Source organism: Sorangium sp. So ce1036, assembly GCF_051369805.1.
In the GTDB taxonomy this organism is placed as follows: domain Bacteria; phylum Myxococcota_A; class Polyangia; order Polyangiales; family Polyangiaceae; genus Sorangium; species Sorangium cellulosum_F.
In genome coordinates this window covers 207,082-234,074 of sequence record NZ_JBBMOX010000002.1, presented here as the reverse complement: position 1 = coordinate 234,074, position 26,993 = coordinate 207,082, and the positions used below count along the sequence as shown (strand labels likewise).

18 protein-coding genes are annotated in these 26,993 nt (G+C 73.3%); 10 read left to right on the top strand and 8 right to left on the bottom strand.

Translation table 11 applies throughout. The annotated features are described in order from the left end of the window. The first annotated feature begins 14 nt into the window (after window positions 1–14). Entirely contained in the window at window positions 15–2,318 is a 2,304-nt protein-coding gene (locus tag WMF31_RS38085) for a sulfatase-like hydrolase/transferase (RefSeq protein WP_436606798.1), read from the top strand. 422 nt (window positions 2,319–2,740) lie between these two features. Further along, window positions 2,741–3,592 (top strand): hemerythrin domain-containing protein, encoded by an 852-nt coding sequence (locus WMF31_RS38080; RefSeq protein ID WP_436606797.1) that lies wholly within the window; start codon window positions 2,741–2,743, stop codon window positions 3,590–3,592. A gap of 11 nt (window positions 3,593–3,603) precedes the next feature. Here the strand turns inward: WMF31_RS38080 and WMF31_RS38075 are convergent, their stop codons facing one another. Further along, a complete protein-coding gene (locus WMF31_RS38075; protein ID WP_436606796.1) occupies window positions 3,604–4,542 on the bottom strand; it encodes an SOS response-associated peptidase family protein in 939 nt (312 codons plus the stop codon). A 60-nt stretch (window positions 4,543–4,602) separates the two neighbouring features. Here WMF31_RS38075 and acnA point away from each other — a divergent pair, with 60 nt between their 5' ends. The 5 genes from acnA (at window position 4,603) to WMF31_RS38050 (ending at window position 12,660) form a co-directional block, all read left to right on the top strand. After that, window positions 4,603–7,356: an aconitate hydratase AcnA gene (acnA, locus tag WMF31_RS38070; protein ID WP_436606795.1), complete on the top strand. Its 2,754-nt coding sequence runs from the start codon at window positions 4,603–4,605 to the stop codon at window positions 7,354–7,356. Between the two features lie 143 nt (window positions 7,357–7,499). Beyond that, the gene (gene serS, locus WMF31_RS38065) at window positions 7,500–8,801 is read left to right on the top strand and encodes a serine--tRNA ligase (RefSeq protein ID WP_436606794.1); all 1,302 of its coding nucleotides are present in this window, start codon (window positions 7,500–7,502) and stop codon (window positions 8,799–8,801) included. A 6-nt stretch (window positions 8,802–8,807) separates the two neighbouring features. Then, window positions 8,808–10,898, top strand: a complete 2,091-nt coding sequence (locus WMF31_RS38060; protein WP_436606793.1) for an ATP-binding protein — start codon at window positions 8,808–8,810, stop codon at window positions 10,896–10,898. After that, on the top strand, window positions 10,895–11,923 hold the full coding sequence (locus tag WMF31_RS38055; protein WP_436606792.1) for a hypothetical protein: 1,029 nt from the start codon (window positions 10,895–10,897) through the stop codon (window positions 11,921–11,923). The genes WMF31_RS38060 and WMF31_RS38055 overlap by 4 nt, the downstream gene beginning before the upstream one ends. Window positions 11,924–12,207: 284 nt before the next feature. Continuing rightward, window positions 12,208–12,660 carry a universal stress protein gene (locus WMF31_RS38050; protein ID WP_436606791.1) on the top strand — a complete coding sequence of 151 codons (453 nt, stop codon included), beginning with the start codon at window positions 12,208–12,210 and terminating at the stop codon, window positions 12,658–12,660. Between the two features lie 68 nt (window positions 12,661–12,728). Here WMF31_RS38050 and WMF31_RS38045 read toward each other — a convergent pair whose 3' ends face one another. Next, window positions 12,729–14,696, bottom strand: a complete 1,968-nt coding sequence (locus tag WMF31_RS38045; RefSeq protein WP_436606790.1) for a Kelch repeat-containing protein — start codon at window positions 14,694–14,696, stop codon at window positions 12,729–12,731. 160 nt (window positions 14,697–14,856) lie between these two features. Beyond that, a complete protein-coding gene (locus WMF31_RS38040; RefSeq protein ID WP_436606789.1) occupies window positions 14,857–15,075 on the bottom strand; it encodes a hypothetical protein in 219 nt (72 codons plus the stop codon). Window positions 15,076–15,171: 96 nt separating this feature from the next. On the opposite strand from WMF31_RS38040, the gene WMF31_RS38035 reads away from it, so the two are divergent. Then, window positions 15,172–16,368 (top strand): aminotransferase class V-fold PLP-dependent enzyme, encoded by a 1,197-nt coding sequence (locus WMF31_RS38035; RefSeq protein ID WP_436606788.1) that lies wholly within the window; start codon window positions 15,172–15,174, stop codon window positions 16,366–16,368. A 156-nt stretch (window positions 16,369–16,524) separates the two neighbouring features. Here WMF31_RS38035 and WMF31_RS38030 read toward each other — a convergent pair whose 3' ends face one another. Next, window positions 16,525–16,845, bottom strand: a complete 321-nt coding sequence (locus WMF31_RS38030) for a hypothetical protein (protein WP_436606787.1) — start codon at window positions 16,843–16,845, stop codon at window positions 16,525–16,527. A gap of 1,007 nt (window positions 16,846–17,852) precedes the next feature. Between WMF31_RS38030 and WMF31_RS38025 the strand changes: the two genes are divergently transcribed. Next, complete coding sequence (locus WMF31_RS38025) at window positions 17,853–19,475, top strand: thiamine pyrophosphate-binding protein (protein ID WP_436606786.1); 1,623 nt, start codon at window positions 17,853–17,855, stop codon at window positions 19,473–19,475. 5 nt (window positions 19,476–19,480) lie between these two features. Beyond that, window positions 19,481–20,002, top strand: a complete 522-nt coding sequence (locus tag WMF31_RS38020) for a M17 family peptidase N-terminal domain-containing protein (RefSeq protein ID WP_242515567.1) — start codon at window positions 19,481–19,483, stop codon at window positions 20,000–20,002. Between the two features lie 28 nt (window positions 20,003–20,030). On the opposite strand, the gene WMF31_RS38015 is transcribed toward WMF31_RS38020, so the two are convergent. From WMF31_RS38015 to WMF31_RS38000, 4 genes are all read right to left on the bottom strand, one after another. After that, window positions 20,031–22,100: an ATP-binding protein gene (locus tag WMF31_RS38015; RefSeq protein ID WP_436606785.1), complete on the bottom strand. Its 2,070-nt coding sequence runs from the start codon at window positions 22,098–22,100 to the stop codon at window positions 20,031–20,033. A 574-nt stretch (window positions 22,101–22,674) separates the two neighbouring features. Beyond that, complete coding sequence (locus tag WMF31_RS38010) at window positions 22,675–23,502, bottom strand: hypothetical protein (RefSeq protein WP_436606784.1); 828 nt, start codon at window positions 23,500–23,502, stop codon at window positions 22,675–22,677. 55 nt (window positions 23,503–23,557) lie between these two features. Continuing rightward, window positions 23,558–24,610 (bottom strand): chromosome partitioning protein ParB, encoded by a 1,053-nt coding sequence (locus WMF31_RS38005; RefSeq protein WP_436606783.1) that lies wholly within the window; start codon window positions 24,608–24,610, stop codon window positions 23,558–23,560. A gap of 9 nt (window positions 24,611–24,619) precedes the next feature. Next, window positions 24,620–26,980: an AAA family ATPase gene (locus WMF31_RS38000; protein WP_436606782.1), complete on the bottom strand. Its 2,361-nt coding sequence runs from the start codon at window positions 26,978–26,980 to the stop codon at window positions 24,620–24,622. Window positions 26,981–26,993: the final 13 nt, after the last annotated feature.

Sequence of the window (26,993 nt, the reverse complement as noted above, 5' to 3'; positions counted from 1 at the left end):
GTAGAGCACGCCCCGTGCGCGCCCGCGTGACCCTCACCCCCCGCTCCTCGCCCGCGCCCGCGCTCCTCGCGGCCGCCGCCGCGCTCCTCTCCGGCTGTACCGGCTGCGAGTCGGGGCGCGACGTCCCGTCAGGCGCCGCCGCGCCGTCCGCCAGCGCCGCCGCGGAGGCGCTGCCCCCGGCGCGCGAGGTCGTCCACCTCGTCGACGAGCTGCCCGGCTGCGACCTCGAGCACCGCGGGCTCCTGTTCGATACCGGCGCGGGCGCCCTCGTGGGCCGGTTCGCCTGGCAGGGGTTCGTGCCCACCGGGATCCAGCCGGTCGAGCACAACGGCGCCACCTGGGCCCGCATCTCCGAGCGACGGATCAAGCTCACGTTCGTCCTGCCGTCCGCCAGCCCGATCTTCGTATCCGCCCGCGCGGTCGGGCTCGCCTCCCGGTACGCCACCGTATCGCTGGACGATCAGCCCCTCGGCACGCTCCGCTTCCAGCGCGACCAGATCCGCATCCCGTCGACGCCCACCACCTCGCTGCCCGCTGATCCCGGCCTGCACACCCTCACGATCCGCTTCTCGGGGCGGCTCCGCGCGGGCGAGTCGTTCGCCGACGTGGACTGGATCCGCGTGGGCACCCCCGACGACGACCCGTCCACCTACGGACCCCCGACCCTGCGCGATGTCGTCGCGCCCGCCGCCGCGCTCGCGGGCGTCCCGCACCGATCCATCGCGCTGCGCGCCCCGGGCGCCGTCCGCTGCGCCTTCCGCCCGTCCAGGGTGACCCGCCTCCGCACCTCCGTCGGCGTCATGGGCTCGAGCGAGGGCGACGCCGAGATCCGCGTCCTGCGCGACGGCCACGAGCCCCTCGTGCTCCATCGCGTCCACGTCGAGGGCGGCGACAAGGCGACCTGGACCGACCTCGATCTGCCGCTCGCGCAGTTCGCGGGCTCCCTCATCACCCTCGAGCTGCGCGCGGAGGCCGCAACGCGGGGGGGCCTCGTCCTGTTCGGCGACCCCGTCCTCGCCGGGGCGCCGGAGCCCCCGCCGTCCGTTCCCGCCGCGCGCGCCGTCGTGATCGTCGCCCTGAACGGCGTCGAGCGGCCCGACCTGCCCCCCTGGAGCGGTCGCCCCGAGCCGAACCTCGCCACGCTCTCCGAGCTCGCCTCCTCGGCGACGACGTTCGATCACCACCGGGCGCCGAGCACGGTCGTGTCCGCCGTGGCCGCGTCCCTGCTCACCGGCCTGCCGCCGCCGGCCCACACCGTCACCGACGCCGGCGCCCGCCTCCCCGCCCGGATGACCACCATCGGCGCCATCGCGAGCGACAGCAGCGTCCGGACCGGCTTCTTCACCGGCGTCCCGAGCACCTTCGGCGCCTTCGGCTTCGGGCCCGGCTGGTCCCGCGTCCTCGAGCACCCCCCGACGAGCGGCGATCCCGCCACCACCCCGATCGACGCCGCGGCCTCCTGGATCAGCGAGACCGTCCGCCAGGACGCCGGGGCGCGCCTGCTCGCGTTCGTCCACGCGCGCGGCGGCCACCCGCCCTGGGAGGTCCGGCCGAAGGAGCTGAACGCCCTCAAGCCCGCCGACTACGCCGGCCCGATCGAGCCGCGCCGCGCCGCCCAGATCCTCGCCAAGCTCCGGAACCGGCGCCGCAGCGTGCTGAGCCCCGACGATCGGGACCGGATCCGCGATCTCTCGAACATCGCGCTCGCCGGCCAGGACCGTGCCATCGGCAACCTGATCGGGATGCTCAAGGCCGCCGGCCTGTGGGACGAGACCCTGTTCATCGTCACCGGCGACCTGTCCAGCGGGCGCTCCGACGGCGCGCTCTATGCGGAGGGCCTCGATCTCCAGGAGCCGTTCCTCGCGCTGCCGCTTTATGTCCACTTTCCCGGCGACCTGTACGCCGGCCAGCGCGTCGCGGCCCCGACGGAGATCATCGACGTCGCGCGCACCGCGGTCGCCGCCCTCGGGCTCTCGTTCGCCCGCAAACCGCTCGGGAAGGATCTGGCGGCGGTCGCCTCGGGGCTCGAGGGCGTCGAGCGCGACCCCCAGGTCGCCGCCCTCGGCGATCGTTACTCCACGCGCTGGGGCAACCTCGTGCTTTCGGGGCGGCTCGGCGTTCCCCCCTTTCTCTGCGACCTCGACGTGGATCCGACCTGCGCCTTCAACCGCCGCGACGTGATGCCGCTCGCCGCCATGGCGCTCTTCCGGCGCACGGTGGCGCTCGACCTGTCCGTGCGCGCGCCCTCCGAGCAGCGGGAGCCGGCCACGATCGACACGGAGACGGCGGCCGTGCTCAACGTCTGGGGCGCGCACTGACGCCCGCGCCGCGCGACGGCCGCCCGCGCGACGGCCGCCCGCGCGACGGCCGCCCGCGCGACGGCCGCCCGCGCGACGGCCGCCCGCGCGCGCGCCGTGCGCGGTGACGGCCCGCTGAAGGCGCCCGGCGGCGCCCTCGAGCCGGACGCGGGCGAGGGCGTCCGCGACATCGCGCAGGGCGACGCGGCGCGGGCTCCGGCAAAGGCATCGTGCCTCGCAGCGAGGCACGATGCCTCGCCGCGCGCCCGGAAGAGGCGCGGGGCCCCGCGCGCGCCGCGCGACGTACGCCCGCGCCCGCGCGTGCGCGTGATGCGCTCGCTCCGCGCGCGCGGCGCGCCTGGCATGCTTCGCGCAAACGCCGCAGTCCGCACAGGGCAAAGCGCCTCGACGGCGCTTCATCTTTCCGTGAGAGGAGTCCCCGCATGAAGGCGACCGACCTATTGAAGGAGCAGCACCAGGAAGTCGACGAGCTCTTCGAGCGCATCTCGCTCGCCGGCACCAACGAGATCGGCGCGCTCCGCGACGAGCTTGTGACGACCCTCGTCGGCCACACGGCCATCGAGGAGGAAATCCTCTACCCCGCGAGCCAGGAGGCGATCGGCGCCTCCCGCCTGATCCCGGCCTCGTACGAGGAGCACGCCCTCGTCCACATCATGTTGCAGAAATTGCTCAGCGCCGAGCCGGGTGACGAAACCTTTCACGCCAGGCTGGGCGTGCTCAAGGAGCTCGTGCGCCACCACATCCAGGAGGAGGAGCGGGAGCTCTTCCCCCAGCTCCAGAGCGCCATGGGCGACGAGCGCCTCGAGGAGCTCGGCGCCCGCCTCTCGTCGCGCTTCGACGAGGTGCGCGCGGGCGACGTCGAGGACCTCCTGATCCAGTCGGTCGCGAAGAGCATGCCCGCCATCCCCGGCCGTCGCCCGCGCGCGGCGAAGGCGGCTCCCCGCAAGGCGGCGGCCAAGCGTCCGCCCGCGAAGCGCGCGTCGACGCAGCGCGGTGAAGCGGCGCGGGGCGCCCAGCCGGCGCGGGGGGCCCAGCCGGCGCGGGGGGCCCAGCCGGCGCGGGGGGCCCAGAAGGGCCGCCGCGGCGCCGCGACCGGGCGGAAGAAGGCGACCGAGGCAGCGCCGTCGAAGACCGGGCGGGCCACGTCCGGGCGCGCCACGTCCGGGCGGGCCGCGCCCGGTCGGGCCGCGCCCGCGCGCAAGACGACCCGGCCGGCGAAGACGGGCCGCACGGGCCGCAAGGGCGGTCGCACGAGCAGCGCCTCCGCGCGCTGACGCGCCGACGCTCAGTGGCGCGGGGTCCGTCCGGAGGGGACGGCGGGCCCCGCGCCGCCATCGAGGTCGAAGAGCGGGAGCGTTCCTCCGGCCCTCGGGGCAGCGGCCTTGCCTGGCGCGGAGGCCCTCGGCGCGGCGCCCCTCGACGAGGCAGCCTCCGGGGCAGGGGAGCCCGCGGCGGCCTCCGGGGCGGGGGAGCCCGCGGCGGCCTCCGGGGCGAGGGAGCCCATGGCGACCTCCCGCAGCAGGTCAGGACCGTCGTGGGCGACCGAATTCACCCGCGGCGAGACGGCGCGCGCCGCGAGGGTGCCGCGGGGCGCCGGCCGGAGCAGCGCCTCGATCTGCTCCGGATCCACGCCGCCGCCGGCGCCGAGCCAGAGGTCGACGTCCCCCGGCGCGAGCAGGACCGGCATGCGGTCGTGGACCTCCGCGACGTCGCCGCTCGCGTCCGTCGTGAGGATCGTGAAGCGAACGCCGGTGTCCCCCGCGTCGGGATCCTTCGCCGGCTGGTACAGCCCCGCCAGCCGGAGCAGCCCGCCCCCCGCCGGGTGGAACCAGGTCGGCCGCCGCGCGCCCCTGGGCCCGGTCCACTCGTAGAAGCCGTCCGCCGGGATCACGCAGCGCCGCGCCGCGAACGCGTCGCGGAACGTCGGCTTCGTCCGCGCGCTCTCGGCCCGCGCGTTGGCGAGGAGCGAAGGCCCCGCGCCACCTCTGGCGAAGCGCGCCGTGAAGCCCCATGTCGCGGGCACGAGCTCGCGCCGGCCGTCCCGCGCGCGCAGCACGGGGTGGACACTCGAGGGCGCGATGTTGTATCGCGGCCGGTAGAACGCAGCGGCCCTCGGGTCGACATCGATCGCCGCGGCGGGCCCGGCGGAGGCGCCGAAGGCCCCCTCCAGCAGCCTGATCAGGGCCGCGAGGTCCGGAACGGCGAGGGTAAAGCGCGCGCACATAACACTAGATTAGCGCCTTCGACGCGCCTACAAGGGCGCTCCGACGTAGGAGGAGGCCGCATGGTCGACAGCTTTGGCACGAAGAGCACGCTGACGGTTCAAGCCGATACGTACACCTACTACAAGCTCACCTCGCTGGCGAAGGGCGGCGCCTCGATCGACAAGCTCCCCTTCTCGCTCCGCATCCTCCTGGAGAACCTCCTGCGCCACGAGGACGGGCGCGTCGTGCGCAAGGACCACGTCGAGGCCGTCCTCAACTGGGACCCGAAGGCCCGCCCCTCCCAGGAGATCGCGTTCCACCCCGCGCGCGTGCTGCTCCAGGATTTCACCGGCGTCCCGGCCGTCGTCGACCTCGCGGCGATGCGCGAGGCGCTGGCCAAGCTCGGCGGCGACCCGCTCAAGATCAACCCGCTCCAGCCCGCCGACCTCGTGATCGACCACTCGGTCCAGGTCGATCGCTTCGCGTCCTCCACCGCGCTCAAGGTGAACGCGGCGCTCGAGTTCGAGCGCAACCAGGAGCGCTACGCCTTCCTCCGCTGGGGCGCGCAGGCGTTCACGAACTTCCGCGTGGTGCCGCCGGATCAGGGCATCTGCCACCAGGTCAACCTGGAGTACCTCGCGGGCGCCGTCATGCGGCAGGGGAGCCTGGTCTACCCGGACACGCTCGTCGGCACCGACTCGCACACCACCATGATCAACGGGCTCGGGGTCGTCGGCTGGGGCGTCGGCGGCATCGAGGCCGAGGCGGCGATGCTCGGCCAGCCGCTCTCGATGCTCATCCCCGAGGTCGTGGGCTTCAAGCTCCACGGCAGCCTGCCCGAGGGCGCCACCGCGACCGACCTCGTCCTCACGGTGACGCAGATGCTGCGCCAGAAGAAGGTGGTCGGGAAGTTCGTGGAGTTCTACGGCCCCGGCCTCGCCGCGCTCTCGCTCCCGGACCGCGCCACGATCGCCAACATGGCGCCCGAGTACGGCGCGACCATCGGCTTCTTCCCGGTCGACGAGGAGACGATCGCCTACCTGCGCTTCACCGGCCGGCCCGCGCCGCTCGTCGCGCTCGCCGAGGCCTACTACAAGGAGCAGGGGCTCTTCCGCACGGCGAGCACGCCCGATCCGGTCTTCAGCGACACGCTCTCGCTCGACCTCGGCGACGTCGAGCCGTCGATCGCCGGCCCGAAGCGGCCGCAGGACCGCGTCCGGCTGCGCGAGGCGAAGCGCGCCTTCCGCGCCTCGCTCCAGGGCATGCTCGAGAAGGAGTTCGCCGCCGCCGACCAGCCCGCCGTGAAGGCGTTCCTCGACGAGGAGACCGGCGCCGCGGCCGCGCACGCGCCCGCGCTCGAGAAGGTCATGCGCCCGGCGGAGGTCACCCAGGGCGATGCGCGCTACACCCTGCGCCACGGCTCGGTGGTGATCGCCGCGATCACCTCGTGCACCAACACGTCGAACCCGGCGGTCATGCTCGGCGCGGGCCTGCTCGCCAAGAAGGCCGTCGAGCGCGGGCTCACGGTGAAGCCGTGGGTGAAGACGTCGCTCGCCCCCGGGTCCAAGGTCGTGACCGACTACCTGCGCGAGGCGGGGCTCCTGCCGTACCTCGAGGCGCTCGGCTTCCACACGGTCGGCTACGGCTGCACGACCTGCATCGGCAACTCCGGGCCGCTGCCGGACGTGATCGCCGACACCGTGAAGAACAACGATCTCGTCGTGGCGAGCGTCCTGTCGGGCAACCGCAACTTCGAGGGCCGGATCAACCAGCACGTCCGGATGAACTTCCTCGCCTCCCCGCCGCTCGTCGTCGCCTACGCGCTGCGCGGCGACGTGGACGCCGACCTCTTCAAGGAGCCGGTCGGCACGGATCGCAACGGCGAGCCGGTGTACCTCAAGGACATCTGGCCGAGCTCGGCCGAGGTGAGCGCGGCCATCCGGTCGGCGGTGCGGCCCGAGCAGTTCCAGGCGCAGTACGAGAACGTGTTCGCCGGCGACGAGGAGTGGCAGAAGCTGTCGGTCCCGAGCGGCCAGACGTTCGTGTGGGACGAGGCCTCGACGTACGTGCGGCGGCCGCCGTTCTTCGAGGGCCTGGCGAAGGAGCCGGCGCCGCTCAGCGATATCCGGGGCGCCCGCGTCCTCGCGCTGCTCGGCGACTCGGTGACGACCGACCACATCTCGCCGGCCGGCAACATCGCCAAGAACAGCCCCGCGGCGAAGTACCTGATGGAGCACGGCGTCGCGCCCGCCGACTTCAACTCGTACGGCGCCCGCCGCGGCAACCACGAGGTGATGATGCGCGGCACGTTCGCCAACATCCGCCTCAAGAACCTCCTGCGCCCCGGCGAGGAGGGCGGCGTCACGGTGCACCTGCCCGACGGCGAGAAGACGACCATCTACGACGCGGCGATGCGGTACAAGGCCGAGGGCACGCCGCTCGTCGTGATCGCCGGGGCCGAGTACGGCACCGGGTCGTCGCGCGACTGGGCGGCCAAGGGGACGAAGCTGCTCGGCGTGCGCGCGGTCATCGCGAAGAGCTTCGAGCGCATCCACCGCTCGAACCTGGTCGGCATGGGCGTGCTTCCGCTCGAGTTCTCGCCGGGCGAGGACGCGGCCACGCTCGGGCTCACCGGGCGCGAGGTGTTCGAGATCGGCGGCATCGCGCAGGATCTCACGCCCGGCAAGAAGCTCACCGTCGTGGCGACCGGCGAGGACGGCGCGAAGAAGACGTTCACCGTCACCGCGCGCATCGATACGCCGAACGAGGTCGACTACTACCAGCACGGCGGCATCCTCCAGTTCGTGCTGCGCAGCCTCGGCAAGGGCGCCTAGCGCGCCCAGCGCCTCGCCGCTCCCCGCCCGCCGCGCCGGGCAGGGGAGCGACCCCGCCGCCCCTCACGACACCCCCCTCGGACAATGCGGAGCAGCGCGTCGCGACTGCTGACGCGCGTGCGGGCTTCGGCTACACCGTGGGCATGCTCGATCCCCGCCACGTCGCAGACCACCTCGATGAGGTGCGCGCGGCGCTCGCTCGTCGCTCGCCCGCCGCCGCCGCCACCCTGGGAGACGACTTCGCCTCCACGGCCAGCGAGCGCCGGTCGAGGATCCAGGAGCTCGAGCGGTGGCAGGCGGAGCGCAACGCGGCGAACGAGGCGATGGCGCGCCTCGACAAGAAATCGCCGGAGTTCGCGCAGAAGCGCGACGAGCTCAAGGCCCTGTCCGCCAGGATCAAGGAGGCCGAGCAGCGCGTGTCGGACCTCGAGCGCCGGCTGACCGAGATGCTCTCGAGCGTGCCCAACCTGCCGGACCCGTCGGTGCCCGACGGCGCCGGCGAGGAGGACAACGTGGTCCTCCGGACGTGGGGCGACAGGCCGAGCTTCTCGTTCACGCCGAAGCCCCACTGGGAGATCGGCGCGGCGCTCGGCCTGCTCGACTTCGAGCGCGCGGCGAAGCTCTCGGGCGCGCGCTTCACCGTGCTGATGGGCGCGGCGGCGCGGCTCGAGCGGGCGCTCATCACGTTCATGCTCGACCTGCACACCGGCGAGCAGGGCTACCTCGAGGTGCTGCCGCCGTTCCTGGTCAAGGACTCGGCCCTGTTCGGCACGGGCCAGCTCCCCAAGTTCGCCGAGGACCTGTTCAAGACGCAGAAGAGCGACCCGGAGCGGGCCTACGACCTCTACCTCATCCCGACGGCGGAGGTCCCGGTCACGAACCTGCACGCCGACGAGATCCTCGACGGCGCGTCGCTGCCGATCGCCTACGCGGCCTACACGCCCTGCTTCCGCAGCGAGGCGGGCAGCCACGGGCGCGACGTGCGGGGGCTCATCCGGCAGCACCAGTTCCAGAAGGTCGAGCTCGTGCGCTTCTCGGCGCCGGAGGACTCGGCCCGCCAGCACGAGCTGCTCACCGCGCACGCCGAGGAGGTCCTGAAGCGGCTCGGCCTGCACTACCGCGTGTCCGCGCTCTGCGCGGGCGATCTCGGCTTCGGCGCGCAGAAGACGTACGACCTCGAGGTGTGGCTGCCCGGCCAGGGCGTCTACCGGGAGATCTCGAGCTGCTCGAACTTCGGCGATTTCCAGGCGCGCCGCGCCCAGATCCGCTACCGGCCGGAGCCGAAGGCGAAGCCGCGGCTGGTCCACACGATGAACGGGTCGGCGCTCGCGGTGGGGCGGACGGTCATCGCCATCCTCGAGCAGTACCAGCAGGCGGACGGGACGGTGGTCGTGCCGGAGCCGCTCCGGGCGTTCATGGGCTGCGAGGTCCTCCGCGGCAGGTGACCGGCGATGGCAGCGGACGAGGAGGTCAAGCGCGAGCTCCCGGAGGCGAGGGCCGCGCGCGACGGGGGGGACGGCGAGCGCCGGTCCTCGGTGCCCCACAGCGCCCGCGGGGAGACGTCGATGGCGCTCGCGCGGAGGCGGCTGCTCGACCTCTGCAAGCGGCACAAGGACGAGCTGATCGACGACTGGATCGAGAACGTGCTGGCGCTGCCGCCCGAGCGGGGGCGGTACACCGACCGGCCCGTCGGCGAGGTGACCGAGAACGTCCGCTCCTGGCTCGCCGCCTTCACCCGGATCCTCGAGGACGGCAGCGCGGAGCTGCTCGACCAGTTCATCACGCACCTCGTCGAGCAGCGCTACGCGACCGGGTACTCCATCAGCGGGCCGCTCATCGCCGCCTCGGAGCTCCGCACCGCGGTCGCGGGCGTGCTCGACACGACGCACGACGACGACGTGGACCCGGTGTCGTCCATCGACGTGCTCCGCGCCGTCGACGCGCTCCTGCTCCAGTTCGAGCACCGCTTCGCCGAGGCGTACGCCCAGCGCTCGCTGTTCGCCTCCGAGGAGCGGTACCGCGAGATCGTCGAGCTCTCGTCCGACGTCCTCGCGACGATCGACCAGGAGGGCAACCTGACGCGGCTGAACGTGCGGTTCGAGGTGCTCTTCGGGCACTCGCGGCAGGCGTGGATCGGCCGGCCGATCACCGCGCTCGCGGTCGCGGCGGACGTGCCGGTGCTGCGCGCGCTCGTGATGTCCGCGTCCCACTCCGAGGCGCCGCGCGAGGCGACCGTCCGCTGCCAGACGCGCGCCGGCCTGACCAAGGTGATGACGGTCCGGATCACGCGCCTCTACGGCGAGGACGCGTCGCTCGCGGTCATGCGCGACGTCACCGAGGAGGTCGCGCGCCGGGCGCAGATCCTCCACAGCGAGAAGCTCGCCTCCATCGGCCAGGTCGCGGCGAGCGTCGCGCACGAGCTGAACAACCCGATGGCCTGGGTGATGGCGAACCTGGAGCAGATCCGGAGCGGCGCGCACAAGCTCGTCGCGGCGGCGCGGCCGGTCGCCACGGGCTCCTACGAGGAGCTGCTCCGCGCCATCGATCTCATCGACAAGTCCTGCCACGAGGCGCTCGCCGGCGTCGAGCGGATGCGGGACATCGTGACCGACCTCAACCTCTTCTCGAGCAGCAGCGAGCGCAAGCCCGAGCGGGTGGACCTCGTCGACGTGATCGAGCTCGCGCTGCGCATGACGGGCCCGCAGCTCAGCCAGCTCTGCCGGATCGAGCGCCGGTACGGCGAGATGCCCCCGCTCGTCGGCTATCCGGGCAAGCTCTCGCAGGTGTTCGTGAACCTGTTCATCAACGCCGCGCAGGCGATGCCGAACCGCCCGCGCGACGAGAACATGGTGCGCGTGACGACGCGCTTCGACGCGGGCGTCCACCACGTCGAGGTGGAGGACAACGCCCGCGGCATGCCCCCGGAGGTCGTCGAGCGGATCTTCGATCCGTTCTTCACGACGAAGGAGGAGAGCGCCCGGCCGGGCATCGGGCTCTGGGTCTCGCGCAACATCGTCGAGGAGCAGCGCGGCACCATGACGGTGTCGAGCCAGCCCGGCGTCGGCACCACGTTCACCATCCGCCTGACCGGGCTGGATCCCGCCGATCTGCCGGTGCCGCTCCCGCCGCCGGAGCCCCCGCGCCCGTCGTCGCGCGGGACGATCCTGTTCATCGACGATGAGCCGATGCTCCTCAACGCGTTCGCGCGCGCCTTCGAGGAGCGGCACGAGGTGCTCGTGGCGAAGAGCGGCCACGAGGCGCTGGAGCTCCTGCGGGCGCGCGGCGGCCGGGTCGACGCCATCGTCTGCGATCTCCTGATGCCGCAGATGAGCGGGATGGCCCTGTACGACGAGATCGGCGAGCAGTTCCCGCAGCTCCTGCCGAAGATGGCCTTCATGTCGGGCGGCGCGTTCACGCCGAGCGCGCGCGCGTTCGTGGAGCGGGTGGACAACCCGAAGATCGCGAAGCCGATCTCGCTCGACGATCTGGAGCGGGTCATCGCCGATCTCCTGAGCAGCGGGCGGCAGGGGGGCGGCCGGTGAGGGGCGCGAGGGAGCAGGCGGTCCGGCGGCGGGCGAACCACGCGCGCTTCCGGCCCGGGCAGCGGGGCGGCTTCTACGAGAGCTTCTTCCAGCGCGCGAACCACCCGAGCCGCCCGCTCGCCTTCTGGATCCGGTACACGCTCTTCAGCCCGGCGGGGCGGCCCGAGGCCGCGGAGGGCGAGCTCTGGGCCGTCTACTTCGACGGCGAGTCGGGGCGCCACGCGGTCGCCAAGCGCGAGGTCCCGTTCGCCGGGCGCTGCGACTTCGACCGGGGCGCCTTCGCGGTGACCGTCGATGACGCCCGCCTGGGCCCTGGCAGGCTCACGGGCGCGGCGGGCGAGGGGGAGGGGGCCGTCTCGTGGGATCTCTCGTTCGCGGGCGGCGGGGAGCCGCTCCTGCTGTTCCCGGCGGCGCTCTACGACGCCCCGCTGCCGAAGGCGAAGAGCCTGGTCGGCGCGCCGCTCTGCGTCTACAGCGGCGTCCTCCGGGCCTTCGGGCAGGACGTGGACGTCTCGGGCTGGGTGGGCAGCCAGAATCACAACTGGGGGACGAAGCACACCGACCTCTACGCCTGGGGGCAGGTCGCCGGGTTCGACGGCCATCCGGACAGCTTCCTGGAGGTGGCGACGGCCCGCCTGAAAATCGGGCCGCTCTGGACGCCGCGGATGACGCCGCTGGTCCTGCGGCACCAGGGCGAGGAGATCGCGCTGCGCTCGCTGGGCAGGGCGGTGCGCGCGGACGCCTCGTTCGACTACTTCACCTGGCGCTTCCGGTCCGAGACCGACCGGGTGAGCGTCGAGGGGCGGATCTCCGCGCGCCCCGAGGATTTCGTGGGGCTCGAGTACAGGAACCCGCCCGGCGGCGTGAAGCACTGCCTGAACACGAAGATCGCGGCGTGCAGCGTGACGCTGCGGCGGAAGAACCTGGGCCGTGAGGTCGAGGTCGTGACCCTGACGACGGCGCGGCGCGCGGCGTTCGAGATCCTCACGGACGATCGCGGCCACGGCGTGGCGATCCGCGCCTGATCGCGCCGGAGGCACCCGCGGGTGGGAGGTGGCCTCGTCTGGGGGGCTCACCGGAGGGGCTGGAGTGCAGGCGGGCCACAAACCAGGCCCGCCGGAACGCAAGCCCCGGAGGTGAGCCCCCCAGACGAGGCCACCTCCCACCCGGGGGACGTGCCGGGCGCAGCGGCGGGGCCGCCCGGGCCGGCGGGCCGGGCGAGCGTTGCTCCCCTGCGCGACGTGCTGCGCGCGCGGCGCGGAGTCGGCTAAAGAAACTCCGCGGAGCCACCGCGCGAAAGGCGGACGCCATGAGCCTCAAGCAGCCCCGGACCATCCTCGTTGCACTCGACAGCTCTCCCAGGGCGGCTCACGTCCTCGCGGAGGGCGTGGATCTCGCGCAGAAGCTCGGCGGAACGCTCGTGCTGGTCCGCGGGATCGGGCTCCATCACAGCCTCCCCGCCGAGGCGCTGAACGAGTCGCCCGCCCGCGTCCCCGAGATCCTGGAGCGCAACGACCGGGAGGAGCTGGAACAGCTGGCGCGCGAGGCGCCCCCCGGGCTGATCTCGAAGATCGTGATCCATGTCGGGGTCGCGTGGGAGGTCATCTGCCGGACGGCCGAGGAGGAGGACGCGGATCTCATCGTGATCGGCTCGCACGGCTACTCGGGCATCGACAAGCTGCTCGGGACGACCGCGGCGCGGGTCGTGAACCACACGAAGCGGTCGGTGCTCGTCGTGCGCGAGCGGCCGGCGTCCCGCTGACGGGCGGGCCGCTCAGGGCGTCGCGCACCACCGTCCAGACGAGCCGCTCTCCGGTACTGACCCGGCCGTCACCTTCCGGGCGCTCGCCTCCGGCGAAGCCCCAGCACGCCCAGGAGCGTGAGCGCTCCGAGCCATGAGCGGCGCACTCCCGCGGCGCCACCCGTGCCGTAGCCGTTCGCGGCCGAGGCGGTCGCCCCGATACCGCCGGCAGAGCAGCCGTGGCCGCCGGAGCTGCCTCCCGGGCCGCTCGCGCCTGGCCCGGGATCGCCGCTCGACCCCTGGGAGGCGCTGCCGGTGCCGCTCGCCGCGCTCTCGCCCGCGCCGCCGGTCCCGTCCGAGCCACCGGCGCCGCCGGTCCCGTCCGAGCCACCCGGGCCGCCGTCCGAACCGCCGGCGCTGCCGGTCCCGTCCGAGCCGTCGGCGCCGCCGGTCCCGTTCGAGCCACCGGCGCCGCCGGTCCCGTCCGAGCCACCGGCGCCGCCGGTCCCGTCCGAGCCGCCTGCGCCGCCGCCCGCGCCGCCGTCTGAGCCGCCTGCGCCGCCGGTCCCGTCCGAGCCGCCTGCGCCGCCGCCCGCGCCGCCGTCTGAGCCGCCTGCGCCGCCGTTCGACCCACCCGCGCCACCGGTCCCGTCCGAGCCGCCTGCGCCGCCAGTCCCGTTCGAGCCGCCCGCGCCGCCGCCCGCGCCGCCGTGTCCGCCGCCGTGTCCGCCGCCGCCCCCGACCCCGTTCTGCGTCCCATAGAGCTCGGCAGCATCCGTCGTGACATACGTGGTGCCCGAGCTGTCAGACACGTCGCCGCCCGCGATCAGCACCGCGCCGTCAGGGAGCAGCGTGGTCGAGTGCTGTGCTCGGGCGAGCGTCATCGGCGGCGCAGCAGCCCAGCTCTGGGTTGCCGGATCGAACAGCCACGCGGCGTCCGTGAATCCATGGATCTGGACGCAGGGGATCGCGCCGCCGCAGGCGGGCAATCCATCCTCATCGTGGAAGTTGTCTCGGGACCAGCGGCCTCCCGTCAACAGCGCCCGGCCATCCCGCAGGGGCGTGAGGGCCTGGGAGGAGAACGTCGCGGAGGTGTCCAGGCCCTGGACGCTCGTCCATGCATTCGTGGCGGGATCGTAGACCTCGGACTGCCCGCCGGCGGCCGCCGTGAGCACCTTGCCGCTCGACAGCAGCACCGCGCGCCCGACGGTATGGTTCCTTGGCAGCGATCGCGCCCAGGTCGACGAGGCTGGATCGTACAGCTCGGCGTGATCGAAGCCGCCGACCACGAGCACCCGGCCGTCCAGCAGCGTCACCGCGCCCACGTTGCTCGTGCTCGTCGCCCCCATCGGCGTCGCGTCGGCCCACGTATCGGTTGCCGGATCGTAGATCTCCGCGGCCGAGGTCGGCGTGAACGGGGCTGTCGTGCTCCTCCCGCCCACGACGAGCACCCGGCCATCAGGGAGCTTGGTCGCCGCGTAACCGTTGCGATCGGTCGGCATCGCGGCCGCAGGAGCCCAGGTGTCGAGCGTGGGGTCGTACATGTCGACCGTGCTCCCGAAGAGGACCATCACGCGGCCGTCCTGGAGGACGACGGGCGGCGTGCTCGGCCGGGCCGAGCGCGGCGCCGGCGCGGCGGGCGTCCACGTCCCCGTCGCCGGCTCGTACAGGACAGCGCTGGTGACCAGCGAGATCTCGTGCTCGAAGTCGAACGGAGCCAGGCCGATGATGGTCTCGCTCGTGCCCCCGAAGACGAGGACCCGCCCGGTCGGGAGCAGGACGGCGGTGTGCGCGCGCCGGGGCTCGGGCATCGGCGAGATCGCCGTCGCCCCCGTCGCCTCGTCGAGCGCCCCACCGGGAGGAGCATCGAGCGGCCTCCCGCCCGGCGCCCGAAGCGCGGCGCCGTCCTCGGCGCACCCGGTCAGCAGCGCGCTCGCGAGGGAAACCGCGGCGAACAGCGCCGCGCGGCGCACCCTCCCGACGCGCTGCCCCGCGCCCGGCGGGTGGACGCCTTCGCTGCGTTGCTCGACCTTGTCAAAAGCATGATACCTGGCCATCGCGCACCTCGATCACAGCGGCGCTCCCTTCGCGCCGTCTGGCGACCTAGATGCACCTGGGCCCCGCGGTGTTCAGCGCTCTCCTCCCCGCATCCACGGCGCGCGGCGACGATTTTTTGCTTCGTCGCGGCGGAGGAGGCGATGCTCCAGGCGTTCGTCATCACTCATTGAGATAGCGTCGCTCTTCAGGGGGTCGGGGCCGCCGTGCCGCTCTCGTTGCCAGGATCGGCAGCGAGGCCATGCACCAGAGGGTGCCGCTGAGCCTCTCTCGCACGTCGAAGCGCGCGCTCGATCGACCGTCCATGATTGACGGGATAACCGGGCTCGATCGGTCATCGACCAATTCATCACGGTTGATGAACATGTCCATGTTGATCATGCATCAAGTACACGATCCGCGTTGATGACCATCGCGCTGCCCTCGACACGCGGGCGCGCCCGGGCGACATTGTCCCGGCGCTCCCAGCGCCCCACCATGAGCCCGAACGCCTTTCCCGACGCACGCGCCGGCGCCGTGCGCGATCTCTGGCTGCTCGACCCGGCCGTCACCTTCCTGAACCACGGCTCGTTCGGCGCCTGCCCGCGGGCGGTGCTCGAGGCGCAGCAGCGGCTCCGGGACCGGATCGAGCGCGAGCCCGTCCGCTTCTTCGTCCGCGAGCTCGAGCCGCTGCTCGACGCGGCGCGGGGAGCGCTCGCCGCCTTCGTCGGCGCCGACCCGGAAGACCTCGTGTTCGTGCCCAACGCGACCGCCGGGGTCAACACCGTGCTCCGGTCGCTCTCGCTCGGGCCGGACGACGAGCTCTGCGTCACCGATCACGAGTACAACGCCAGCCGCAACGCGCTCGACGCCGCCGCGGCCCGCGCCGGCGCGCGCGTCGTGGTCGCGCCGGTGCCGTTCCCGATCGCGGCGCCCGAGCAGGTGGTCGAGGCGGTGCTCGCCCGCGTGGGGCCGCGGACGCGGCTCGTGCTGGTCGATCACGTGACCAGCCCGACCGGGCTCGTGTTCCCGGTCGCCTCGCTGGTCTCCGAGCTCACGCGCCGCGGCGTGGACGTGCTCGTCGACGGCGCGCACGCGCCCGGCATGCTCTCGCTCGACCTCGGCGCGCTCGGTGCGGCCTATTACACCGGCAACTGCCACAAATGGATGTGCGCGCCGAAGGGCGCGGGGTTTCTCCACGTGCGGCGGGACCGGCAGGCGTCGATTCGCCCTCTCGCCATCAGCCACGGCAGCAGCTCGCCGCGCACCGACAGGTCGCGATTCCTGCTCGAGTTCGACTGGACCGGCACCTCCGATCCCAGCGCGCTGCTCTGCGTCCCCGAGGCGATCCGCGCCATGGGCGCGCTCCTGCCCGGCGGCTGGCCCGCGCTCCGGGACCACAACCGGGCGACGGCGCTCGCCGCGCGTGACCTCCTGTGCGAGGCGCTCGGCTGCTCGCCGCCGGCCCCCGACGCGATGATCGGCGCGCTCGCGGCGGTGCCGCTCCCCGGCGCGCCGCCCGCTCCGCTGCGCCTCGATCCGCTCCAGGACGCGCTTCTCGAGCGGTGGGGGATCGAGGTGCCGGTGTTCGCGTGGCCCGCGCCGCCGCGCCGGCTGCTCCGGATCTCCGCCCAGATCTACAACGACAGACCGCAGTACGAGTGGCTCGCCGGAGCGCTCACCGCGCTTCTCTAGAGCGGCTCTCGCTCTCTCCACACACCCACGGTCAGCCCTCTTCACACACCCACGGTCAGCCCTCTTCACGCCCACGGTGGGCCCCGGACCCACGGGAGGTCCCGGCCGGCGAGAGGAGAGGGGCTCTTGCCAGCTCCGCGCCCGGGCGACGCGGCGCTAGGCGCCCCGCGCGCGGGCCGCCTCGCCGATGGCGTGGGTGATGTGCCCCTCCAGCTCGCCGGACGGCAGCTGCTCCGACTCCACCACGACGAGGCGCGCCCCCGCGTCCTCCGCCAGGAGCTCGAACGTGCGCGGCGCGCGGTCGTGCAGGTGGCTCGGCAGGACGATCGCAAGCGGGCGCAGGCGGACGGCCACCCCCCACGCGGACGCCGCCTCACAGGACCGGACGAGGAAGCGACCCCGCGCCGCCACCCTGCGGCAGCGGGCCAGAAAACCGGGGCTGCAGTCGAGCGCGAGCACGACCGGAATCCGAATCAACTGACTGCCACTGGGCGGCTCCGACATAGGAAGATGCTACTCCAGCGAAGCGCGATTGCGCGTCCTCTTAATCCGCATAACCGATACAGAGCTTTCCCGAAATAGAAAACAACCGGTTCGCCAGCTCATGTAAGCAGTCGCGCGTCTTTTTGGTGTATTGGGCAACGTTCTGTGAGAGCAGGATATTTGAAATGAAGGCCGTGAAACGAAGGGCGCCAGCGCACTCCAGCGCACGGCGGCAGCGCGCGGCCGGCTCCACGAGTCGACCCCTCCCGGCAAAACAGGGGCGCATGAGCCCTCTGTCGATCGCGTCTCGATGTAATGATTCGCCGTAGACGGAGCCGGACCCGGTGTGCGCCGGTGAACGCCGCGCGGTGGCACCGACGTTGAGCGCGTCCAGGTGGCCGAGCCGAGCGCGCGCGGGGCGTGCGCCGCTCGGGACGTAGGCTGTGAGACCGGCGCCCGCGAGAGCACCCCACAGGATGGATCGCCTTCCCGCTCAGGGCTTGCGAGATCGTCCGAGTGGCTCGACGGGTTCCGCGACCGTCGAGCAAGGAGCGCCGCAAAAGCGTTGGCGTGCACACGTCGTGGAGATCGTGTGTCACCGCCGTGACACGGTGTGTTTGTAGATTTCATCGACGATCCCGCTCGGGTCATGTCCCTCACGGAGACTCGCGCACGACACCGGCTCACCCGCTGCCCCGTTCTCGACCGCCGGCGTCGCTGGGAAGCGATCCCGGGAAGGGGGCGTCGGCGGCGCCGGCGCGCTCTGCTGCGGTCGAACCCGTCGACGCGACGGTCCGGCACCCGCCAGGCAGGCGAGGCCAGCGCCCGCGGCCCCCGGCGGCCCGGCCCCGCCGCCGGGCAGGCGAGGCCGGCGACCGACGCCGGTGCCCCGGACCCCCGGCGCGGCGCGTGGGAAGACGGATGGTTAGGAAAAACACTTTACTTTCCAACGATCTGCTTGCCGGACGGACGCTGGGCCGCAGATGGTATATGCCCAACCCATGGCGCAGGTACACGGTGGCAGGCTCGTCTCGAAGGCCCTGGCGCGACATGGGGTGACTCACCTGTTCACCCTCTGCGGCGGGCACATCCAGGCGATCTACGATGGGTGCCTGGACGACGGCATCCGCGTCGTCGACGTGCGACACGAGCAGACAGCCGGCCACGCCGCCGACGGGTACGCGCGGGCGACCGGGCGGCCGGGGGTGTGCGCCGTCACCGCAGGGCCGGGCGTCACCGACGTGGTGACCGCCGTGGCCAACGCGCAGCGCGCCGGGGTCCCGATGGTGGTGATCGGCGGCGCCGGGCCGCGCGCCCTCGCCGACATGGGCTCGCTGCAGGACATGAACCACGTCGAGCTGATGCGCCCCATCACCCGGTGGAGCGCCTCCGTCCCCTCGACCGATCGTATCCAGGAATACGTGGACTCGGCCTTTCGGATCGCCCAGGCGAACGTGCCCGGCCCGGTCTTCCTCGAGATCCCGCTCGACCTCCTGATGGGCTTCGCGGACGACGGCGCGCCGGCCACGGCGCCCATGCCCCCGTCCCGCCCCGGGGCCGACCCGGCGGCCGTCGCGCGGGCCGGGGCGATGCTGCGGGACGCGGCGCGGCCCATGTTCATCGTCGGCAGCCAGCTCCGCTGGTCGCCGCGGCGCGACGCGCTGCGCCGCTTCGCCGACGCCGTGAAGGCGCCCTTCTACCTGAACGGCATGGCCCGCGGCGCGCTCCCCCACGCGCACCCCGGCCTCATGAGCCGCTCGCGCCGCTTCGCGCTCGCCGGGACCGACCTCTGCGTCGTGCTCGGGACGCCGTTCGACTTCCGGCTCGAGTACGGCCGCGCCATCAACCCGGAGGCGAAGGTCATCCAGATCGACCTCGACGGCAGCGAGCTCGGCCGGAACCGGCGCGTCGACCTCGGGATCGACGGCGACAGCGGCGTCGTGCTGGAGCAGCTGCTCGCCGAGGTCCCCGAGAAGGCGGTCGAGCCGTGGCTCTCCGCCGTGCGGCAGGCCGAGGACCGGTCGCGCGCGAAGATGCTGGCGGAGATCGAGCGCGACAGCGACCCGCCGAACCCGTTGCGCGTGTGCGCGGAGCTCGGCAAGCGGCTCGGCAAGGACGACATCGTCATCGGCGACGGCGGCGACTTCGTGGCCACGGCCGCGAACGTGCTGCGGCTCGAGTGGCCGCAGCTCTGGATGGATCCCGGCCCGCTCGGGACGCTCGGGGTCGGCCCGGGCTACGCGATGGCGGCCAAGCTCGTCCGGCCCGAGGCCAACGTGGTCCTCGTCTACGGCGACGGCTCGTTCGGCTTCCACGCGCTCGAGTTCGAGGCGATGGCGCGCCAGGGCATCCCGGTCGTGAGCGTCATCGGCAACGACGCGGCCTGGACGCAGATCCGGCGGGGCCAGGTCGAGCTCTACGGCGAGGGGCGCGCGCCCGCGACGTCGCTCGACCTCACCCGGTACGACCGCGTGGTGGAGGCGCTCGGCGGCTTCGGGGCGTTCGTGGAGCGCGTGGCGGATCTCGGGCCCGCGCTGGACGAGGCGTTCCGGTGCGGCAGGCCGGCCTGTGTCAACGTGAAGATCGCGAAGAGCGACTTCCGCAAGGGCGCCATCAGCGTCTGATCCCCGTGGAGCTCCGGTTCATCTCCCCCGATCTGCAGAGCCTCGACGAGCTCGACTCCGAGGTGCTCGCGTGCGCCCTGTTCGCCGACGCGCTGCCCGCCCACGGCGTGGCCGGCCTCTGCGACTGGCGGCTCGGCGGCCGCATCTCGGATCGCCGGCGGCAGGGCCTCATCACGGGCGAGCTCGGCGAGGTGGTCATGATCCCGTGCAAGCCGCGCATGGCCTTCGACAAGCTCGTCCTGTTCGGCGCCGGCCGGCGCGACGCGTTCGACGAGGCGGTCTTCCGCGACGTGGTGCGAAAGATGCTCGCGACCATGGCCGGGCTCTGCACGCGCGTCGCGGTGGTGGAGCTCCCGGGGCGGCACGACGGGCTGATCCCCGCCGAGCAGGCGGCCGACGCGCTCCTCGACTGCGCGGGCAGGGATCGCGGCGACAACGTCTGGACGCTGGTGGAGCGCGCGGAGGGCAGGCAGCAGATCACCCAGCACATGATCGAGCAGCGCCGGCGCGTGCGGCGGGTGATCTAGGGCGCACCAGGCCCGGCCGAGGACCGCGCTAGTCCCGCGGCACCTTGGGCAGCTCGACCGTGAAGACCGCGCCCTCGCCCTGCTTGCTGTCGACCGCGATCGTCGCCCCGAGCGCGTCGGCGATCTGGCGCACGATCCACAGCCCCATGCCGAAGCCGCTGTAGTTCTCGCTGGAGACGGCGCGCTCGAACCGCTCGAAGATGCGGGCCTGCTGGTCCGGCGCGATGCCGATGCCCCGATCGCGCACCGTCAGCCGGGCGCGGTCCCCGAGATCCTCCACCTCGACGTCGATGGGCCTCCCGGCCCCGTACTTGACGGCGTTCGAGAGGAGGTTCGTGACGATCTGATCGAGCCTCAGCCGATCCCACCGGCCGGTGACCGAGGCGGGCGCCGAGAGGTAGACGGAGCAGCCCGCCGCGCAGAGCTCCTCGCGGAAGCGCTCCAGCGCCCCGTCCACCGTGGCCGTGAGATCGACGTCCTCGAGCTCGATCTGCAGGCGCCCCGCCGAGATGCGCGAGATGTCGAGCAGGTTCGAGATGAGGCGCGCGAGCCGCTCGACCTGGCGCCGGATCCTCTCGAGCCGGGGCATCGCGCGCTCCGCCGTCAGCCCGCCGCGCTTGCCCGCGCGCAGCAGGCCGTCGATCTGGAGCTGCATGGGCGTGAGCGGGGTGCGCAGCTCGTGCGAGGCGATCGTCAAAAACTCGTCGCGCGCGCGCACCGCGAGCTGCGCCTCGCGGTAGAGCCGGGCGTTGTCGACGGCCAGCGCCGCGCGGCGCGCGAGATCCTGCGCCAGGTCGAGATCGGCCGCGTCGTAGCGCCGGTGCGTCGAGGCGAACGAGAGCGTGCCCAGCGTCCGGCCGCGCGCGACGAGCGGGACCGTGAGGTGCGAGGCGAACGCGAGCGCGCGCAGCGCCTCGTAGTGCGCCTCGTCGAGGGCGATCGCGCGGACGAACGAGTCGGTCACCCTCGGGATGATCTCCGGCTGCGCCGTGCGCAGGACCTTGCCGATCCCGCGCCCGGCGCAGTCGGCCGTGATCCTGCCGAGCAGCTCGGTCGCGGCCGCCATCGACGGGTGAGCGTGGGCGGTCACCTGCCGCTCGATCGCGCCGGACTCGTCCTGCAAGAGGAGCACGCAGATCGAGGCGAAGTCCGGGAGGGCGACGCGGACCACGCGCCGCAGCGTCTCCTCGAAGTCCAGCGACTCGCCGAGGATCTGCCCGGCCGAGACGAGGATGCGCTGCGCCTCGTGGACGCGGCGGCGCTCCGTCACGTCCCGGGTGACCTTCGCGAAGCCGCGCAGGCGCCCGGACTCGTCGAGCAGCACGCTGATGACCTCGTTCGCCCAGTAGCGCGTGCCGTCCTTGCGGACGCGGTAGCCCTCCTGGACCGATCGGCCGGTCTCGACGGTCGCCTTGAGCTCCGCGGCGGGGCGGCCGAGCTCGATGTCCTCGATCGTGCAGAGGATCGAGCAATGACGGCCGATGACCTCGTCGGCCCGGTAGCCGTTGATGCGCTCGGCGCCCGGGTTCCAGCTCTCGATGCGGCCCTCGGGGTCGAGCATGACGATGGCGTAGTCCTGGACGCCCTCCACGAGCAGGCGAAACCGCTCCTCGCTCTGCCGGAGGCGCCTGTCGGCCCGCGCCTCGGCCGCCTCCATCTCGCGGCGCAGGAGCAGCTCGCGCATCCTCCGGTTCTCGTCCTCGTGGTGCTTGCGGCGGAGCTGGGCGCGCAGGCGGGCCTTGAGCACCGTGAGCTCCCCCGACTTCGTGACGAAATCGTCGGCCCCGGCCGAGAGGGCGTCGACGATCGCCTGGTGATCGTCGCGGCCGGTGAGCATCACGAGCGGGATGGATCGCCACACGGCGTTGGCCTTGATGCGGAGACAGGTGGCCGGACCGGAGAGGCCCGGCATCACCATGTCGAGCAGGATGCCGTCGACGCGCGCGGCCATGAGGCGCGCGAGCGCCTCCTCCCCCGAGTGCGCGAGCACGGGGAGATAGCCCTCGTCGCGCATCGCCGCCGCGACCCGGTGCAAGTAGGCGGGGCTGTCATCCACGATGAGGATGCGCTGAGGCGGCGTATCCGCAGGCCGGTTCATGGAAGCCTTTCACGGAGGTTCCGGTGAACGAGGACAGCCATCATCCCAGGGCACGGGCGCTCGACGGAACCGGCGAAATACCCGCCGAGATTCTTTCGTGGCGCCCCCTTCCTCATTGGCCACCCGTGCAGGTTGGCATGCGTTCTCCCCCGGCCGACGCGCGAAGCCTACCTGGCCCGCTGCTCTTTGCGTACAGCATCCTTGTTTTACCAGGCGCCCGCCTCGCGCGACGTTGCGTCCCCCACCGTTCACCGGAATCCCGGCAGACGTGCGCCCGCTCTGCCCTATTCATTCGGGCTCACCGGAGCGGAACCAGGGGAAATACCGCGCATGAATTCAGGGATTTCACGATTGACAGGCGGATCGATTGGCCCTGTGAGGGCCGGACAGGCCAGCGCCCCGGATGGAGCTGAACCAGGATGGCGCGCCGCCGGGCCCGGCGCCTCGCCGGGGCCAGCACACCCGCGCGGCGCGGCGCGGCGCGGCGCAGGGCGCACTCCGCCTCTGGATCGGGCGGTGATGGTCAGTCCCGCGGCGGCGTCGGCGCGGGGGAGGGGCGGGCGACGCGGGGAGCTCACCCCTCGTCGATGAGCTCGATCATCACGTCCCGCGCGGGCCCGCCGGCGGGGAGCCAGCGGCAGAGCTCGTCGACCCCCACCTCGTCGACCACGCGGCGGAGCTCCGCGCGCGCCGCGGAGAGCTCGCCCCGCGCGGCGAGCGCGTGCGCCCGGGTGATGCGGCAGCGCTGGCGCACCTCCGTCGGCTCGTCGCGCTGGTCGTCGTCGCGGCCGACGAGCGAGAGCGCCGCGTCGGCGTCGCCCGTGCGCACGAGCACCGCGGCGCGCGCTCCCCGCACGATCGGCCGCACCGACGCCGGCGCGCGCTCCTCGTCGAGGTCCTCGAGGAGCTGCCTGGCCCCGTCGATGTCGCCGGCGCAGAGCTGCCACTGGGCGAGGTGGCTCCGGAGGAGCGCGCGCAGCCTCGGAGGCATCCAGGCGGGCGGCACGTCGCGCAGCGCGGCGGCCGCGCCCCGGTAATCGCCTTGCCACGCGAGCGATTGGCCCACGACCTGCGCGGCGTACACGTAGGCGAGCCGGGGATCGTCGCGGAGCGCGGGCGGCGCCGACGCGGGCTCCGCGGGCCACGCGGCCGGCGACCCCGCCTGCGCGGGCGCGGGCGCCTCGGCCGCTGCCCCGAGGCGCCCCGGCCGCGCGCCGCGCCACCGCCGCGCGGCGGCGCCGAGGAGCAGGAGCGCGCTCGTCGCGGCGAGCGCCCACGCGGCGCCGCGCGGGGGCGGGCCGTCGAGAAAGGGCCAGCCGGCGAGCGCGCCGGGCGTGAGCCAGAGCGCCGCGGCGCCCGCCGCGGCGGCGAGCGCCGCGATCAAGATAGATCCCCTCATCATCATCTTCGACCTCCATCCCGGTGCGCCGAGGCCGCAGGGCGGCGGACGGCGGGGCTTATCCGGCATGCTCCTCCGGCGGGCCGGCGGCGCGCGCGACCTGGTCGGGGCGGACCGAGGCCGGATCGAAGCGCTGCGCCGACGCGAGCATCTTGTTCAGCGTGGCCTCGAACGGCGCGTCCGGAGACCGCTGGAACCGGAGCGGGTTGATGCGGGCCACGACGAACGCCTTCAGGTAGGGGCTCTCGAAGCCGCGCGCCTTGAGCCCGTCGACCGCCTGCGCGACCGCGTCGTCGAGCGCGAGCAGGAGCGCCGCGCGCGCCTTGCGGGTCTCCAGCGCCTCCGGGAGCGGCTCGTCCAGGAAGCGGTCGACGTGCCGGAGGACCGACTGGTACGCGCCGCCCGAGAACCGGGGGCGCTGCTCGTAGCAGAGGCCGAGCGTCAGCAGGCTCGGCTCCTCGAACTCGAGGCGGAACTCCTGCTCCGGCCGCGGATCGAGCTCGGAGAGCGAGCGCGCCATCCGCGTCACCTCGAGCGCCTTCTCGCGGACGTTGTGCGCCTTCTCGGTGTTGAGGGCGAGGATGCGGTAGGCGATCCGCTCGTCCGGCAGGACGAGCGCGACGGCGCTCTTCGCGCCGAGGCGCAGGAGCGCGGCGCGCCGGTGGTTGCCGTTCGGCGTCCAGTACCGCCCCCCGCCGGGCGCGGCCCGCTCCGCGCCCCGGCCCAGCCCGGACGGGGACGGGGTCCGCACCGCGATGATGGGGTCGAGGAAGCAGTCGAGCTTGTCGATGACGTCGCTCAGGCGGGCGACGTGCGCCTCCGAGAGGTCGCGCTGGAACGGCGTCGGCTCCACGCGATCGAGCGGCAGGCCGGCGAGGATCGCCCACGCGCCGCCGACCGGCTCGCGGTACATCGCGAGCACGCTGCCGCCGTCGCCCAGGATCGCCTCGGCGAGCGCCGTGATCTCCGGCGGCGGCGTGCCCGCGTCGAGCTCGGCGGCGGGGAGGCCGCGCGCGCCCGGCGCGGCCGCGGCCTTCTTCCGCCGGGCCCGCGGCGCGGGCGCGGCCTTCGGCTCCTTCGGCGCCCCCCTGGCTGTGCGCTTCGCGGCCATCGGTCCTCCTCAACGACCCCTCTGCACGCCCTGAGAATCCACGCTCGTCCCCCCTCTCATCGTCTCGGCGATCGCCTGGTGGAAGCGCTCGAGCCGCTGGTCCACCGCGTGGAACACGGTCCCCTCCGGGTACCGGCCGTCCGCGTCGGCGACGCCCGCCGGGACCCCGGTGATGATCTCGATGCCCTCCTCGACGGAGCTCACCTCGTAGACATGGAAGCGGCCGGCCTCGATCGCGGTCACGACGTCGCCCCGCAGCATGACCGCGTCGCGGTTCGCGCTCGGGATCAGGACCCCTTGCTCGCCCGTCAGGCCCTTGGCGGCGCACAGGTCGAAGAAGGCCTCGATCTTCTCGTTGATGCCGCCCACCGGCTGGATGGTCCCCTGCTGATCGATGCTGCCCGTCGCGGCGAGCTCCTGCCGGATCGGGGTGCCCGAGAGCGCCGACAGGAGCGCGTACAGCTCGCTCGACGAGGCGCTGTCGCCCTCGATGGGCTCGTAGGTCTGCTCGAAGACGAGCGAGGCGCCGAACGACAGCGGGCGGTGCTGGGCGAACCGGCCCGCGAGGAAGCCGTTGAGGACGAGCACGCCCTTGCTGTGCAGCGGGCCGGACATCTCGACCTCGCGCGCGATGTTCACCGGCCCCTCGCGGCCCGGGTAGACGACCGCCGTCACCCGGCAGGGGCGGCCGAACGTCTGCGGGCCGTCCGACAGCACCGAGATCGCGTTGACCTGGCCGACGCGCAGGCCGGTCACGTCGATGCGGATCGTCCCGTCGGCGAGCAGCTCGTGCACGTGGTCGCGGAAGTGGCTCCCGCGCCGCCGGGCGGCCTCGAGCGCCTCCTGGACCTCGGCGCCGTCGATGACCTTGCGGCCGCGGCGCTGGGCCCGGTAGCCGGCCTCGGTCGCGACCTCGGCGATGAGCCCGACCTGCGCGCTCACCTTGGTCTGGCTCTCCGCCAGGCGGCCGCCGTGGAAGAGGAGCGCGGTCACGCCGTCGGCCGTGATCGGCGGCAGGCCGCGATCGCGCGTGAGGCCGGCGAGGAACGCCGGGTACGTGAGGAGCGCCTGGTCGAGCGAGATCGTCGTCTCGAAGCGCGCCTGCACCTTGAAGAGCTGCGAGAACTCCGGGTCGGCCTCGTGCAGGTCCTGGTAGAGCTGCGGGTTCGTGACGAGGACGACCTTCACGTCGATCGGGATGGGCGGGAAGAGCAGCTCCTCGGCGGTGCCGCGGAAGTACGACGGGTTGTGCTCGGGCACGATGAACGTGCCGGCGAGCAGGCACGCCTTGAGCTGCTCGTAGAGCGCCTCGTTCTTGAGGAGCGCGCCGGCGGGCAGGATGAGGAACCCGCCGGCCGCCTGGTGCAGGGCGCCCGCGACGGCGAAGCCGGGCTCCGGGGGGAAGCCCGAGTCGGGCGGGGCGTGCGTGCGGCCGAACAGGGCGCTCAGCGTCGGGTAAGGGACCTCGACGACGGGCGCGCCGGAGTCGGGCGTGTGCTCGGTGAGCAGGGTCGGCACGACCACGCCGCGCGGGAGGGTGGCGCCCTCCTCGCCGCGCGCCTCGTCGACGAGCAGGCGGAACTCCTTGGACACGACGGTCTCGACGTCCGCGAGGAACGCGCTGATGTCGTCGCGCCCCTCGAAGCGCGCGCGCACCGGCTGGAAGCACCCCTTCACGCCGTCGCTGAGGAGCTGCTTCACCACGCCGCGCAGCTCGACGTCGGCCTCGTCCTGCACCGTGGCGAGCCGCGTCTCGAACTCCTCGACCGAGCCGGCGATCGCGACCAGGGCCTCGCCGTCCGGCGCCCTCGAGGCGTCCTCGAGCAGCGTGATCTGCACCTCGTCCTCGCCGCGCACGAGGTCGAGGCCGAGCTCCCGCGCCGTGCGCTTGAGCTGCTCCTCGAGCCGCCGCTCCTCGGCGTTGACCCGGCGCTGGATCTTGGCGCGCGCCTGCTTGAAGCGCTCGCCCTCGGTGGCGCCGCGCAGGGCGTCGACGAGCTTCTCGTGCAGGTCCTCCATCGCCTCGACGAACGGGCGGCCCTCGCCCGGGGGGAGCGACAGCACGGTCGGCTCGCTCGGCCGGTGGGGGTTCGGCAGGAGGAGGATGTCGTCCGGCGTGGGGCGGCTCGCGGCGATGCGCTTCGCCACGGCGCGCGCGCAGAACGTGCGGCCCGTGCCGGGCGCGCCCACGACGACGACGTGGAAGCGGGGCTGGCGGATGTCGAGCCCGAAGGCCAGGGCGGCGAGGGCGCGCTCCTGCGAGCCGATGCCGGCCGACAGCGGCGCGACCTCGTCCGTCGTGGAGAAGCGGAATCCCTGTGGATCCATGATCTTGCGGCACTCGCTCGCTGACAGCTTCCGGGCGACCATGGCGGGGCACCAT

Coding starts and splice junctions, on each gene's coding strand:
- WMF31_RS38080 (WP_436606797.1), top strand. CDS start 2,741: ATGAAGGCGACCGACCTATTGAAGGAGCAGCACCAGGAAGTCGACGAG.
- WMF31_RS38075 (WP_436606796.1), bottom strand. CDS start 4,542: ATGTGCGCGCGCTTTACCCTCGCCGTTCCGGACCTCGCGGCCCTGATC.
- acnA (WP_436606795.1), top strand. CDS start 4,603: ATGGTCGACAGCTTTGGCACGAAGAGCACGCTGACGGTTCAAGCCGAT.
- serS (WP_436606794.1), top strand. CDS start 7,500: ATGCTCGATCCCCGCCACGTCGCAGACCACCTCGATGAGGTGCGCGCG.
- WMF31_RS38060 (WP_436606793.1), top strand. CDS start 8,808: ATGGCAGCGGACGAGGAGGTCAAGCGCGAGCTCCCGGAGGCGAGGGCC.
- WMF31_RS38050 (WP_436606791.1), top strand. CDS start 12,208: ATGAGCCTCAAGCAGCCCCGGACCATCCTCGTTGCACTCGACAGCTCT.
- WMF31_RS38045 (WP_436606790.1), bottom strand. CDS start 14,696: ATGGCCAGGTATCATGCTTTTGACAAGGTCGAGCAACGCAGCGAAGGC.
- WMF31_RS38040 (WP_436606789.1), bottom strand. CDS start 15,075: ATGATCAACATGGACATGTTCATCAACCGTGATGAATTGGTCGATGAC.
- WMF31_RS38035 (WP_436606788.1), top strand. CDS start 15,172: ATGAGCCCGAACGCCTTTCCCGACGCACGCGCCGGCGCCGTGCGCGAT.
- WMF31_RS38025 (WP_436606786.1), top strand. CDS start 17,853: ATGGCGCAGGTACACGGTGGCAGGCTCGTCTCGAAGGCCCTGGCGCGA.
- WMF31_RS38015 (WP_436606785.1), bottom strand. CDS start 22,100: ATGAACCGGCCTGCGGATACGCCGCCTCAGCGCATCCTCATCGTGGAT.
- WMF31_RS38010 (WP_436606784.1), bottom strand. CDS start 23,502: ATGATGAGGGGATCTATCTTGATCGCGGCGCTCGCCGCCGCGGCGGGC.
- WMF31_RS38005 (WP_436606783.1), bottom strand. CDS start 24,610: ATGGCCGCGAAGCGCACAGCCAGGGGGGCGCCGAAGGAGCCGAAGGCC.
- WMF31_RS38000 (WP_436606782.1), bottom strand. CDS start 26,980: ATGGTCGCCCGGAAGCTGTCAGCGAGCGAGTGCCGCAAGATCATGGAT.